The 13,589-nt window shown below is 38.0% G+C and carries 18 protein-coding genes and 1 riboswitch; of the genes, 5 read left to right on the top strand and 13 right to left on the bottom strand.

Annotated elements, in window-relative coordinates:
- Positions 1 to 59: 59 nt before the first annotated feature.
- From hflX to EEI45_RS03320, 12 genes are all read right to left on the bottom strand, one after another.
- Entirely contained in the window at positions 60 to 851 is a 792-nt protein-coding gene (gene hflX, locus EEI45_RS09065) for a GTPase HflX (RefSeq protein ID WP_267128149.1), read from the bottom strand.
- A 110-nt stretch (positions 852 to 961) separates the two neighbouring features.
- Positions 962 to 1,339: an HflX-like GTP-binding protein gene (locus tag EEI45_RS09060; RefSeq protein ID WP_228410508.1), complete on the bottom strand. Its 378-nt coding sequence runs from the start codon at positions 1,337 to 1,339 to the stop codon at positions 962 to 964.
- Between the two features lie 79 nt (positions 1,340 to 1,418).
- Positions 1,419 to 2,186, bottom strand: coding sequence for an ABC transporter ATP-binding protein (locus EEI45_RS03360; protein ID WP_125164148.1), 768 nt, complete (start codon positions 2,184 to 2,186; stop codon positions 1,419 to 1,421).
- On the bottom strand, positions 2,170 to 3,135 hold the full coding sequence (locus EEI45_RS03355; protein WP_125164147.1) for an ABC transporter substrate-binding protein: 966 nt from the start codon (positions 3,133 to 3,135) through the stop codon (positions 2,170 to 2,172). Before EEI45_RS03355 ends, EEI45_RS03360 begins: the two co-directional genes overlap by 17 nt.
- Positions 3,132 to 3,923 (bottom strand): ABC transporter permease, encoded by a 792-nt coding sequence (locus EEI45_RS03350; RefSeq protein WP_125164146.1) that lies wholly within the window; start codon positions 3,921 to 3,923, stop codon positions 3,132 to 3,134. Before EEI45_RS03350 ends, EEI45_RS03355 begins: the two co-directional genes overlap by 4 nt.
- Positions 3,895 to 4,191 (bottom strand): thiamine-binding protein, encoded by a 297-nt coding sequence (locus tag EEI45_RS03345; protein ID WP_013852597.1) that lies wholly within the window; start codon positions 4,189 to 4,191, stop codon positions 3,895 to 3,897. The genes EEI45_RS03350 and EEI45_RS03345 overlap by 29 nt, the downstream gene beginning before the upstream one ends.
- Before the next feature lie 70 nt (positions 4,192 to 4,261).
- Positions 4,262 to 4,383, bottom strand: a riboswitch (TPP riboswitch).
- A 133-nt stretch (positions 4,384 to 4,516) separates the two neighbouring features.
- Entirely contained in the window at positions 4,517 to 4,861 is a 345-nt protein-coding gene (locus tag EEI45_RS03340) for a hypothetical protein (protein ID WP_125164145.1), read from the bottom strand.
- Between the two features lie 166 nt (positions 4,862 to 5,027).
- Positions 5,028 to 5,420, bottom strand: a complete 393-nt coding sequence (locus EEI45_RS09055; protein WP_228410507.1) for a hypothetical protein — start codon at positions 5,418 to 5,420, stop codon at positions 5,028 to 5,030.
- Positions 5,421 to 5,437: 17 nt separating this feature from the next.
- Entirely contained in the window at positions 5,438 to 6,370 is a 933-nt protein-coding gene (locus EEI45_RS03335; protein ID WP_228410506.1) for a hypothetical protein, read from the bottom strand.
- A gap of 29 nt (positions 6,371 to 6,399) precedes the next feature.
- Positions 6,400 to 7,080: a hypothetical protein gene (locus tag EEI45_RS03330; protein ID WP_125164144.1), complete on the bottom strand. Its 681-nt coding sequence runs from the start codon at positions 7,078 to 7,080 to the stop codon at positions 6,400 to 6,402.
- Entirely contained in the window at positions 7,073 to 7,579 is a 507-nt protein-coding gene (locus EEI45_RS03325) for a hypothetical protein (RefSeq protein WP_125164143.1), read from the bottom strand. Before EEI45_RS03325 ends, EEI45_RS03330 begins: the two co-directional genes overlap by 8 nt.
- 114 nt (positions 7,580 to 7,693) lie before the next feature.
- Entirely contained in the window at positions 7,694 to 8,155 is a 462-nt protein-coding gene (locus EEI45_RS03320; protein WP_125164142.1) for a hypothetical protein, read from the bottom strand.
- A 153-nt stretch (positions 8,156 to 8,308) separates the two neighbouring features.
- On the opposite strand from EEI45_RS03320, the gene EEI45_RS03315 reads away from it, so the two are divergent.
- Positions 8,309 to 9,484 carry an SIS domain-containing protein gene (locus tag EEI45_RS03315; RefSeq protein ID WP_125164141.1) on the top strand — a complete coding sequence of 392 codons (1,176 nt, stop codon included), beginning with the start codon at positions 8,309 to 8,311 and terminating at the stop codon, positions 9,482 to 9,484.
- Complete coding sequence (gene agaF / locus EEI45_RS03310) at positions 9,485 to 9,922, top strand: PTS galactosamine/N-acetylgalactosamine transporter subunit IIA (RefSeq protein WP_125164140.1); 438 nt, start codon at positions 9,485 to 9,487, stop codon at positions 9,920 to 9,922.
- A gap of 57 nt (positions 9,923 to 9,979) precedes the next feature.
- Here the strand turns inward: agaF and EEI45_RS03305 are convergent, their stop codons facing one another.
- Positions 9,980 to 11,170 (bottom strand): AraC family transcriptional regulator, encoded by a 1,191-nt coding sequence (locus tag EEI45_RS03305; RefSeq protein ID WP_125164139.1) that lies wholly within the window; start codon positions 11,168 to 11,170, stop codon positions 9,980 to 9,982.
- A 194-nt stretch (positions 11,171 to 11,364) separates the two neighbouring features.
- On the opposite strand from EEI45_RS03305, the gene agaV reads away from it, so the two are divergent.
- The 3 genes from agaV to EEI45_RS03290 are packed head-to-tail and all read left to right on the top strand — an operon-like array spanning position 11,365 to position 13,577.
- On the top strand, positions 11,365 to 11,841 hold the full coding sequence (agaV, locus tag EEI45_RS03300) for a PTS N-acetylgalactosamine transporter subunit IIB (protein WP_125164138.1): 477 nt from the start codon (positions 11,365 to 11,367) through the stop codon (positions 11,839 to 11,841).
- Between the two features lie 19 nt (positions 11,842 to 11,860).
- The gene (locus EEI45_RS03295; protein WP_125164137.1) at positions 11,861 to 12,667 is read left to right on the top strand and encodes a PTS mannose/fructose/sorbose/N-acetylgalactosamine transporter subunit IIC; all 807 of its coding nucleotides are present in this window, start codon (positions 11,861 to 11,863) and stop codon (positions 12,665 to 12,667) included.
- A complete protein-coding gene (locus tag EEI45_RS03290; protein ID WP_125164136.1) occupies positions 12,657 to 13,577 on the top strand; it encodes a PTS system mannose/fructose/sorbose family transporter subunit IID in 921 nt (306 codons plus the stop codon). Before EEI45_RS03295 ends, EEI45_RS03290 begins: the two co-directional genes overlap by 11 nt.
- Positions 13,578 to 13,589 lie beyond the last annotated feature (12 nt).

The following is a 13,589-nucleotide window of genomic DNA, read 5'->3' as shown; positions in this document are numbered from 1 at the left end:
TCATTATACACTATCTTAGTACAAAGTGGTTAATGAGCATCCAAAAACACACACATCTTTTAGATTATATATTTTTTATAACGATTTTGATCTGATTCACGAATGACAGCTCGAAATTCTGCCCCTTTTTCCGTATAATTTAAACCGATGATTTCATAGTTGGAGGCAATCGCATCTAAGATTCCAAGATCCGCAAACGGGATTTCAAAACTTACTTTCTTAAAACTTGATTCCAGTTCAACTTCAATCGCATCAACCAGTCGATCTATGTCTTCCATGTCGAGGGCACTGATGTACATACGATTTCCAAATTCACTTTGATAGTAGACAATATCTTGATCCATTGCCTGGTCCATCTTGTTAAAGACGGTAATGATTTTACGATCCAGCACATCCAAATCGCGAAGCATTTTATACGTTGTATCCATTTGAATGTTTAAGTCAGGATTGGACGCATCCACCACATGAATAATTAGATCTGAATACTTAATTTCTTCAAGAGTCCCTTTAAATGCTTCTACAAGTGTATGGGGTAATTTTGATACAAACCCTACGGTATCCGTAAGAATAGCATTCAGTCCATTATTAAGACGGGCTTTACGCAAGGAGGGCTCTAAGGTCGCAAAGAGCATATCCTTCACAAACACATGTTTATCGTTAGCTTGGGGATCACCATTGGTTAAAATTGCGTTCATTAAGGTTGATTTACCCGCATTGGTATATCCAACAAATGAGATAATTGGAAGATTTGAATTTAACCGTTTACTACGGGTAATTTCACGGTTTTCTTCTGATTTGGTTAAGGCATTTTGGACGTGAAGAATCTCCCGTTGGATGTGGCGTCGATCCAATTCAAGTTTTTGTTCACCGGTACCCCGTGTCCCAATGCCACCACCAGTACGAGATAAATAATCACTCTACCCAATTAAGCGCGGTAAACGATATTTTAGTTGCGCAAGTTTTACTTGAAGTTTCCTTCGGCCGTGGTTGCACGCAAAGCGAAAATATCAAGGATTAAATTGGTTCGATCAACAATCTTACAACCAATTAAACTTTCCAGATTTCGAATCTGTGATCCACTGAGTTCATCATTGAACACCACGGTATCGGCATCATAGGTTGCGACTGCACGCATCACTTCTTCAATTTTCCCAATTCCAATATAGGTCGCACTTTCAGGGCGATCTCGGTTTTGCGTAATCTGATAAACAACCGTTCCCTCAGCCGCTTCAACCAAATCCCCCAATTCAATCATGGATGAATCCAAGTCAAAATCTTTTTTCCCAAAATCCACGCCAACTAAAACGACGCGTTCTTTAATTGTTTTTGTATCTAACATGCATATCCTCAACCTTCTCTTATCAATATAACAAGTTTTATGAAAAAGATACACACTTATCCGTGTGTATCTTTTGGGTCTATTCTGATTTGGTATCGTTTAAGTGAGCTTTAATGATCCGTTTATAATTTATAAATGCATCCGTTAACAAAAAGTCTTCATTTCGAGGTTTGGGCGTATCAATGATTAATTCATACGTAATTTTCCCCGGTTTTCCACTTAAGACATAAATACGATCCGAAAGGAGTATCGCTTCATCAATGTCATGCGTTATAAAAAATGTGGACAGATTTAACTGACTCATGATATCCAAGTACCATGTTTGCATTTGATGTTTGGTAATTGTATCCAATGCGCTAAACGGTTCATCCAATAAAGCAACATCATCTGAGAATAAGAATGTTCTCAGAAATGCGACACGTTGTCGCATTCCACCCGATAATTGGGCAGGATACAGATGATCCGTTCCCTCTAAGCCAAAGGTCGCGAAATATTTTAGAGCCGCTTCACGGCTTTCTATTTTGCTCTTACCTTGAATCCGCAACGGCAATGACGCATTATCAATGACCGTCTTATAAGGCAACAATAAATCCTTTTGAAGCATATACGAAACATGACCCGTCGTCCCTGTAATATCCTGTTTATGTAAAGATACGGAACCCTTATCAGGGTGAAGAAGTCCTGCAATCACATTAAATAATGTCGTCTTGCCAACACCACTTTCTCCCAAGATGCATACAACTTCACCTTGATTTAACGTCACCGAAACATCATCCAAGACACGCTTTGATCCATAAGCCATGGAAACATGTTCAAGCACTAAAACAGGTTTAGTTGAGATAGTCATTGGTAAATCCTACATTCTCAGCAATGGGCATATCAATTAATTGATTATCATAAAGCCATGCGTAGAATTGATTCCAACGCGCACCATCAAAGGTACCCCACTTCGTAACTTCAGCTTTATATTCTTTCTCAAGAAAATGTTGGCTTGCCTTAATCAAATCAAGATCAAGTTCCGGTACATGTTTCACAAGAATCTCCGCTGCTTCATCAGGATTTTCAATCGCAAACTCATACCCTTCTTCTAAGGCTTTTAAAACTTTCTTTGCTTCTTGCCCATTTTCTTCCAAATAACCATTATTCGCAATCAAGACGGGACTGTAGAAGTCAAGTTCTTGGCCATAATCCGCAAAGTTTAAAAAATGTGTATCCAAACCGGCTTGTTGGATGGCCATGCCATCCCATGCTTTAAAAATCCAGACTGCATCAATATCTGTTTGGAGTGCTGATACCACATCCGTAACGGTATTTGGAACCATTTTAATATCCTCATAATTCCCACCATCATCCGTTACAATTTTACGAATAATCGCTTGTTCGATCGGTGAATCCCATGTGGCATACGTATGTCCAGCCATTTTACGGGGTGCATCAATGCCTTTTTCTTTTAATGAAACAATACCTGACGTATTGTGTTGAATTAAAGCTGCTACCGCAGTAATTGGGAGTGGATGTTCACTTGCCAGTGCCGGTGCCATGGTATCTTGGAAACTAATACCAAATTCTGCACCCCCTGCTCCAATTAACGATGTTGTAGATCCTTCAGGCGGTTGTACAATCTCCACCTCAAGACCTTGCGCTTTAAAGAATCCCTTTTCCTGAGCTACATAGAGCCCAGTATGATTCGTATTTGGGGTCCAATCCAATACAATCCGAACCGGCTTGGACGACTTAGCGCCACATCCCGTTAAAAGTAACCCCAAAACCAATATCCCCATTAATTTCTTTTTCATGAATTATTTGCTCCATCTCTTTGTAAGGTTTCCGCATCAAGCCATGGCTGAGCTCGTTTTTGTAACCACGAAACAAGTCCCATTAATACCAAGCTTAAGAAAGATATAAAGAAAATTACGGCAAACATCTTATCAAACGAATACGATTTCCGTACACGCGTCATATAAACGCCCAATCCACTATATCCCCCCAACCATTCCGCAATGACCGCACCGATTAAAGAATACGATACTGAAATTTTTAAACTGGAAAAGAAATAAGGTAAGGCATGTGGAAATTTTATATGACGAAAAGTTTCAAAGGTATTTGCTCCCATTGATTTCATTAAGTTTAAAGCATCCTTATCACAGGACTGAAATCCATTCATACATCCCATTGTAATAGGGAAAAACGACGTTAAAATGATTAACGTAATTTTTGGAAGTAATCCATAACCCATCCAAAGTACTAAAAGGGGCGCTAATGCAACCGTGGGAATTGTCTGTGTCAAGATAATCAACGGATAAAACATTTTATGAAACCATGAAACATGATCCATAATGACCGCAAAGATAAATCCTAACAAAATCCCAAATGTTAATCCTAAAAAAGCTTCTAAGAGCGTTGTTTTCGCATGATACATAAGTAAACTAAAATCATTATTAAATGCTTTCACGACATCACTGGGAGCGGGTAACATAAACCGTGGAATCACTCCAAGTGATGAAAGACCTTGCCATAATACCAACAATCCAACAATTGCGGATACGGACAATAATCTATTTTTGATGTTTTGTGATTTTTTCATCAATGGTGAGAATGTGCGCTGTTGGCGCATAAGCAATCTTTACATATGCTGATACTTTATCGGCACCTGCCTTAACCGCAATGAGTTGACAGTTCTTAACAATTTCCATCAATTCATCATAATCCCCTTCTATCGATGTTTCAAACGGTCCGACAACATAGTTTAGACCCGTTTGCGCAATATATGCGATCACCTCATCCACAATACGAATTGTTTCTTCATTTGATGTTGTATTCGGTAAAATTTGAATTGCGACACTTGCGTTCATATGAACCTCCTTATAATATAAAAAAACCTCTTCTCGTACGAAAAGAGGTATACACGTTTACTCAAAAAAAAGTATGCGATTAATACATCCCTCCGCCAGTATTAGCTGGATCAGGTACAAAGCTTAAAGCTTAGAGTTTAAAACGTAACCGTTTATTCTCAGCCCGAAATACGAGCACCCCTTGTACGAATTCAATTTTCTTAGTCTCTATCAGAAACTAACCCCATTATACTAAACCCACACTAATATGCAATCAAAAGACAAAAAAAATATAACCTGGCACTGGTTATATTTTCACAAGCAATTACGATTATGTATAAAGCACTCAAATGTGGTTTGCATCACGAGCAAGAAACAGTAACACTGGAGATATGAATGCAAGAACGCTTGTTAACCCGAATAACAGCGAATCATAGGGTGTTAATGTTATCGCTTTATAAACATTGTTGTAATATAAGAAAGCTGTAAACACATTTAATACAGCGTTAAGATAGAGCAATCTCTCATCACTCACTTCATGCTTTAAATTAAATATTTGTGTTGTCGCAAATACAAGAATCACCAAAAACGTTACGATACCCGTTACGGTCAAAAGTAAGTCTGGATGAATCACGGTTCGTGTAAGAACAATGAGCGTAAATGCAATAAACACGGCATAATAGTTTTTCATAAAATCCCCCTAACTATATGCATGTTTAGCTCTCTACACAGATTATACACAAACTACACAAATATAGCAAGCGCTTACATTAAAGAAGTGAATGCAAATACTAAAAGCGAGAACGTAAAAGGACTGTCACACACTCTGACAGTCCTAATTCAAACTCTAAAGCCGCTTATTGGGCCTCACACTTAAAATTATTTGCTTGCAATTCATTTAATACTTTTTCAACGGTAGCACCATCTTGATAAGGTGACATCAACAACATTGCATCCCGATCAAGACTCCCATCACGAAGCACCATATTGGTATAACCGTAATTATCTGCAAAATGCGCAACATCATTGCCGCGGATGCGATAAAAGCTATAAATAAACATCAAACTTCCTTTTGAATACCCATGTTTATTAAAGTAATCGACCGCATTCACATTATTTTGAGTATCTGCTGCATAACATGCATACTCTAATTTAAAATTCGTATACGTATCCGGATGTTTCGCATAATCTGCTTTGATTTTGCTTAATGCAAGATTTTGTAACTCTTTATATTCCTTCACATCATCCATGCTTGCATAAACATCACTCAGGCCTTCAACTTTAACGGTTGGGTTGTTTGTTCCTCAGAAATTTTAACTTTATGTTGATTCATGGCAGCCATTGCTTCTTTATTAAAGGTTGCCTTGACGGTGATTTCCTCACCATTCACAAGATTTTTATCTTTAGAGAACGTTAAGGTTGTCCCTTCCACAATCGTTTGGAGATATGCCTCTTCAACATCTAAATTCGTATCATAGGCAGCAGTCCCACTTCCGTCCATACCTTCAAATTTAAATGTGAATTGTTCGAAAAGATTAAATTGCTCGGAATCATATAAACCTTTAACCACGACCTCTTTCTCCAAATGATCAAGACGGTACTTATGGGTTTTGAGAAGCTTATCTGTCAATTCTGATTTCTCAACCGTTAATTTAATCCGGTTTCCATTCGATAGCCCTTCTTGAGGACTCAAGTTATACGTTAAGCTCTCATAGATTTCTTTTTGATCAGGATTGTTGATGGCATCCAAATCCACTTCAAATGTAGCCGTTCCTTTTGTATCAACACCCTCAAATTCAACACTTACATATTTAAATGCGTCAAAAGGTTGTCCACTAAACTTCAGTTTCCAGACCGCAAAGCCACCACCGCATGCGACAATTAAAACTAATAAGGCGATTAACGCATTGCGTTTATGCTTTGATTTTTTATGTTTTGTCTTGATGTGCTTATCAGAACGTTTTGGTTTTGACGTTTTGACCACAGTTTCTTCAACTGATTTTGGGGATGTTTCCACAACATAAACAGTTTCGATAACGTCATCCGGTTTTGATTCCACCTCATCGAGTATGTCATCAAGATCGTCGATGATTTCGTCTTCTTCATGGTTCGTTTCGATTTCTTCCAATTCTTCGAGTCGTTTTGCCTCTGCATCAAGCTCTGCGGCTTTCGCATCAACTTCATCAAGAATGTCATCCAATTCATCTTTTTCTTCCAGCTGTATGCCTCCTACGCTTGTACTTTCACAAGAACTAATTCATCTTGTTTCACAAAGACCACGATAAATGCAATCACTGTCAGAAGACAAATGACCGCGGTAATTTTTCCTAAGACTAGTGAAAACATAAGTTTTAAAACTAAATTAAATGAGCTCGCACTCATCAAGACAAAAATACCCATAAGCGCATTCATTAAACCCAGACCACTCATCCATAAAACCAATTTACGGCTGAGGTAATACTTAGCATGTGCGTTTGCATTGCGCTCGATCATACGAATCACAAGCATCGATACAAAAAGTAAAATGCTGAGGATAATCCAAATCAAAGGACTCCCTTGATCAAACATACTCGTAATCTTCCCAAAACTACGATTACTCATCATCACCACACCCAAACTTACGACAGAAAGGCCTGTAAGTAAGTTCGCAAAAAATTGGGTACTGAATCCTGCTGTTGATGTCTCACGAGGTTGTTCCAGTTCTTCAACTTGGGGCATTTCATCCACACCATCATTTTCGGGTTGGTTTTCATAAAGTGCTGCATAATGGTTTGCTACTGAAGCCACAACCTTCGCATATTTTTGGGGTGAAACCTTTGGTTTAATGTCACGTCGTAACTGATCCAACGCTTCATCCAACGGTTCCACATGTTCGAGTTTTAACCGTTCTAATTGTTTTGAATTAAGCATGATAGGTTACCTCGCGTTCCATCACAATCCGTGAATTTTGTTTATAAGCATGAATGAGACCGAAGACTAAACCTAATACCGCGATTACACCCCATGCAATAATACGGTATACCGATTGTGTTGGTTCAGCGATTTCAAAAATCTTTGTAATTTTATTGACATTAACTAAAGTTAAAAAGTAAAACAGCGTCCCAACCAAACTGTAAATACGATTTAGATCCCCACGCTTTTCTTTAAAAGCGATAGAATCCCAAACCATCAACAAACCCACACAAATTGAGGCAACCATCAAAAGCGAAACCATGACTTTCGTCTTCATCACATTGCCGGCAAAGCGTTCAATATGGGTCATGGCATCAAAGATATTTCCAAATGTCATTTGCGCTAATACCAATAAGAGCACTGCTCCACCTAAAAGCACTGCTGGTCCCCATTTATAAATTATAGTTCCAAAATTTCCCTTAGTTTTAAGTCGATATTCTTCAATCATTGTTTGCATACAATACCTCCTTGTCGGTCTTTACTCTTCTATCTTAGCACAAAGCATACCCAGGCTAGATTATTGACTTGGGTTTTCATGGATAATTCATAAGAAAAAAGGTGCATCGCACCTTTAAATTTTGTCATTTCGATTTGAAATATATTGAATGATATAAACAAGTGCCACAATCACCCCAATACCACCGAGGCCTCCTAAAAACCATCGATACGATTGTACACTTGGTTCATTAAACGCTAAATAGAGTAATAAAATCGCTAAAACACCATACAACGCACTATTAAGAAGCATATTGGATGAAGCAACCGTTTTGTGTTTAACTTGTGCCAATGCGACCCGTTGACATTTTTTTAGAAAATCAAAACGATAACGAAGTTCCGCAATAATAGCAAAGCCGCCTGCCAATAAAAGGCTGAGGTATGGTGGAACGTTAAAACTGAGAAGAAAAATCCCCATCATAATCGCAATGACATAGCGATTGCGATAAAAAACAACCTGTTTTTCTTGATTTTTATTCACTCGGTACACATCACGTGTTAGAAAATCAGTAAATGTATTTTTTGGGTTTTCGCTCATAATTGACTCCTTTTCTTTATTGTACTGTAAACAATTTCGAATTCACTTGTCTTTTTTAACGAGGTTTTTGTATCTTTAACCAATTTGGTTGAGGTCCCCTCACCGCTTACCTATAATGACAGTGAACAATGAAAGATAGGAGACATACACACTATGTTTAACAACAACGAACAAACTTGGAAGGATCTCAAAGCGTTTGATACTGCAAATGAAATCCACCAACAACCGCAAACGTGGGATAAAACATACCACATTATTCTAGAACGTCGTCAAGAAATCCAAAATTTTATTAATCAAGTGATTAATGAAAAAGAATACGATGTAATCTTTACTGGAGCAGGTACCAGTGAATTTGTAGGAAATGCACTCGCCCCTGTACTCGTTAAAGAGTTTAATTCAAACTTTAAATCCATCGCAACAACGGATATCGTAGCAACACCATCGCTCTTTATTGATCCTGTGAAACCTACATTACTTGTATCCTTTGGTCGTTCCGGTAACTCACCTGAATCCATTGCAGCGGTAGATGTTGTGAATGAAATCAATAAAAATGCGAAACACTTAGTGATTACCTGTAATCATGAAGGAAAGCTTGCACTACGTGATGATGAAAACATCTTCTCAATCAAATTACCAAAAGAAACAAATGACCTCTCATTCGCAATGACAAGCAGTTTCTCAAACATGTTCCTTGCTGCGTTCTTGGCTTTCAACACTGACAACCTTGAAGCGCTCTACCCTTCAATTAAAGATATTATCCGTGTGGGTTATGCATTTAATGAAGAAGGCTATAAAGTCGCAATGGAACTTGTAGAAAACTTTAAATTTGATCGTATTGTTTATCTTGGCGATGCAGATCAAAACGGTTTTGCTCAAGAATCCGCATTAAAAATGCTTGAACTGACTGCAGGTGAAGTTGTGACAATGCATAACTCACCACTTGGTTTCCGTCATGGACCTAAATCAATTGTAAATGGTACAACCCTGACGGTAGTCTACATGAAAGAAGATCCTTACACACGTCAATATCAAGTTGATATTATTAAGGAAATGAGTCCTCAACGTAATGGAAACCAAATCATGGTTGTAGATACAATGAACGACGATACAATTCGTGAACTCGTTGATGTTTATGTTTCAATTAACTATAATGAAGATACAAACAAAGATTTAGTTGGACTTAATATGGTGATGTATGCACAAGTACTTTCACTTTATAAATCGCTTGATTTAGATAAGTCACCGGATAATCCATGGCCATCAGGACTTGTAAACCGTGTCGCACAAGGTGTTATTATTTATCCATATTCCTACGAGGAGGAAAAATAGATGATTGGTATTGTCGTAACAGGACACGGACGTTTTGCGGAAGGTTTAACGTCTGCTGTAGAATTAATCGCTGGGAAACAACCCTCATATGAATCCGTACTCTTTTTAGAAGAAAAAGGACCTGAGGCGTTGTCTGAAGACTTAAAAGTTGCAATCAACAACGTTAACACTGGAGATGGTGTTCTTGTCTTTACAGACTTAAAAGGTGGAACACCGTTTAAAGAAGCCGTCATGATTGCGACACAACAAGAAAACGTGGAAGTTCTCACAGGAACCAATTTATCCATGTTACTTGAAGCCAGTCTTATGAGACTTGGTGAACCATTACTCCATGATTTCGCTTTATCATTAAGCGAAACCGGAGCATCGCAAGTCGATCTCTTTGACATCGCAGACTTACAACGCGATGATGATCTTGAAGATGGCGATGGCATCTAATCATTAAATCGAATTTGATAATCTTTCAAAGCTTATCAAATCAAATAAAAATACCAGCTAATCATCGCTGGTATTTTTATTGTATAAGGACTGCGCATACTCGGTGGGAGACAAGCCGAATTGTTTTTTAAACTTACGCGAGAAATAGTGAATTGAACTAAAACCTAAACGCATCGCTACCTCAGTAATGGGTAAGTTTTCTTCTAAAATCATGACTTGTGCTCGCATCATCTTAATGTCATTTATATACTGCTTTGGAGGCATATCCATGTTTTTCTTAAACAAAACCTGTAAACTTGAACGACTGATCGCAAAATGATCGCATAAATCCTCGACAGATATGGGTTCACAAATATTATTTAAGATATACTTGTTGATCTCATTAACCAACTCATTTTCAAAATTCGCTTGAATGGGATTGGAGTTCAAATGCTGTGTATGATTTGGACTGTCATACTGGATGACTAAGATAATCAATTCTTGGAGGTATGAAATCATTAAATCTCGTGAATACGGCACATTATATGTTTCTAAAATCGTTGAATGTTTAATAAAACTATTAAACAAATTATACATTTCTTGCGTACACGTAAAGACCTTATTCTTAATGTGATCAATATCATGCACATTGATATTCATGTCAAACATGATTGTTAAGTAAGAACATGATTTATCGCCCGCAATGCGCTGTTTATGAAATTGATTTGGGAAGTATAACATCATGCTTTGACTTTCAAGCGTGAATTCTTTGCCATCAATTTCCGTCACCAACTCCCCCGTATCCACATACGTAATTTCCCAATAGAAATGCGATTCTCCCGAAAAATGATAGTTTCTTCCCTTTACACTGTAATAATAGGAAAAAATATCTGTTACATAAAATTTAGGACGAATGGGTAGGTACCCAACTTCTTGTTCATTCTCGTAATGATGTCCCGCGTAAACACCGTCCGATTGAATGGATTCTTCAATCACAGCACTTTGGGTAAGCGGAATTACAGTATAAGGAATATCTGGGTTTAATCGTGCAATCCGATGGATTACAAACTGTTCCGGATCGCCTGAACGATCTAAAATCACAACCAATGCAATCCCTTCTAGAACTTCAAGGGTCACGGGTGCTGATACCGATTTTAAATATTTAGGAACCTTTCCTTCTACAAAGAATCGATGAACTTTATAGTTTGAAGGGTGATCTTGTACTTGTCCATACTTCAAGAATTGTGGGCTTGTCGTTTTTAAATACATAGTTTCTCCTTTTTTATTACGAATATTCTAATTTAATCATAAGATATTCTTGTTCTTATTGTGTGATAAGCAAACGAGTAAACACAAAAGTGCAAAACAAGTATAAAATTGTGCAAATATTATTTGTGAATGATAGGGTACACTTACAATATAAGAGCGCTTACATCTCTTATGGCAGAAGGAGGAGAGTTTAGATGCCTAATATTGTATTAACACGAATTGACAATCGATTAATTCATGGTCAAGTCGCAACACAATGGTGTTCCGCAATCGGAGCCAACTTAATTCTTGTTGCAAATGACGAAGTAGCATCAAATAAAATGCGTCAAGGTTTAATGGATATGGCTGCACCAAGTTATGCAACCACACGCTATTGGACTTTGCAAAAGACAATCGAAACAATTCATAAGGCTTCAGACAAACAAAAGATTTTTATTGTTTGCGAAAGCCCTGCTGATGTATTAACACTTGTGGAGGGTGGTGTTCCCATTACGAAAGTCAATATTGGAAACATGCATTTGTCAGAAGGAAAACGTCAAGTAGCACAAGTTGTTGCTGTTGATGATCATGATGTGGAAGCATTTAGACGATTGAAAGAACTGGGTGTTGAACTTGAAATACGCAAAGTTCCAACCGAAAGTGCTGAAAACATCGATAAATTATTTCAATAATATATAGGAGGAAAGAATTATGAATAGTTTTTCAATTATTCAATACTTGCTCGTATTCATCGTTACATTTATTGTTGCGATTGATCAATTCAGTTTCCTTGAATCGCTATACCAACCAATCGTTGTTGGTCCCGTTGTCGGAGCGATTTTGGGTGATATGAAAACCGGGCTTGTTGTTGGGGGAACATATCAATTAATTCAAATTGGTAGTATGCCTGTTGGGGGAGCACAACCACCAAATGCAGTTATTGGTGGAATCATGGCAACAATCTTTGCAGTTTCCATGCCAAGTGTTGATCCAAGTGCCGCTGTGGGGATGGCGGTTCCATTTGCACTATTAGGTCAATATGCTGTAACAACAGCCTTTACCTTAATGTCACCTTTAATGAAGAAAGCGGATGAGGCAGCAAAAGCTGCGAATCCAAAAGCCATTGAACAAATCAACTATATCGGAATGGGTTTAATCGGGCTTCTCTTTGCAGTAATCATTATGGTAGGTATGAAACTTGGTGTTTCCTTTAGTGGAGCAATCGTTGATTGGTCATCCAATAACAGTTGGTTTATGGCTGGTCTTGCAGCGGGTGGTAAAATGATGCGTTATGTCGGATTCGCAATTCTTATGAAGATTATGCTTTCCGGAGAACTCTGGGGATTCTTCTTCCTTGGATTTGCATTCGCTACGATTATCAGTAAAGTTCCAGGACTTGGTGGTTCCGCATTGCTTATTATCGCAATGATTGGTCCCGCAATCGCAATCTACGATTTCCAAACAAATACAAAACTACGTGACTTAACAGCAGGTGGAGGTGATGAAGATGGAATCTAATACATATAAAGATCTCAATCCAGCGCAACAACTGGATAAGAAAACATTAAATAAAATGGTTTGGCGTTCACTCTTCTTACAATCATCGTTCAACTATGAACGTATGCAAGCAGGTGGATGGCTCTACGGTATTTTACCTGGACTTGAGAAAATTCATACAGACAAAGATGATCTCTCAGCATCCATGGAACATAACTTAGAGTTCTTTAATACGCACCCATTCCTTGTTACGTTTGTAATGGGTATTGTGCTTTCACTTGAACAACAAAAAGCTGATATTCCAACCATTCGTGCCGTACGTGTTGCGGCTATGGGACCACTTGGTGGTATTGGGGATGCGCTCTTCTGGTTAACATTAGTACCAATTACGGCGGGACTTACTGCTAACATGGCAATTAATGGAAGTTTAATGGGACCAATCTTATTCCTCTTAATCTTCAATATTGCGCAATTTGCAGTTCGTTACTTCTTAATGCATAAATCGTATGAGCTTGGTACAAACGCTGTATCACTCTTTACAGAAAATGCGAAAGAGTTTACACGTGCCGCAAGCATTCTCGGTGTATTTATTGTTGGGGCACTTGTATCAAACTATGGTGCTACATCCCTACGTATTTCAATTGATCAAGGTGGTGGGGCCTTTATTAACTTCCAAGAAGTCTTGGATGGTATCTTACCTCAATTGATTCCGTTAATTATTACACTGATGCTCTTTGTACTTGTTAAGAAACACAACTGGACCCCTACAAAATGTATTGGATTATTACTTGTAATGGGTCTTGTAGGTACTGCATTTGGTATTTGGGCTGAAGACTCGGGTGCACTTGATGCAAACGGTAATCCAATCCAAGGTGGTTATACACCAATTGTGGAATGGTATAAATTACCGACACCGAAAGAAGCAAAATAATCAGAAAATCAG

The sequence above is a fragment of the Erysipelothrix piscisicarius genome (assembly GCF_003931795.1).
Lineage (GTDB): Bacteria > Bacillota_I > Bacilli_A > Erysipelotrichales > Erysipelotrichaceae > Erysipelothrix > Erysipelothrix piscisicarius.
Note: the sequence above shows the minus strand (reverse complement) of the source record. Positions and strands in the feature narration are given on the sequence as shown.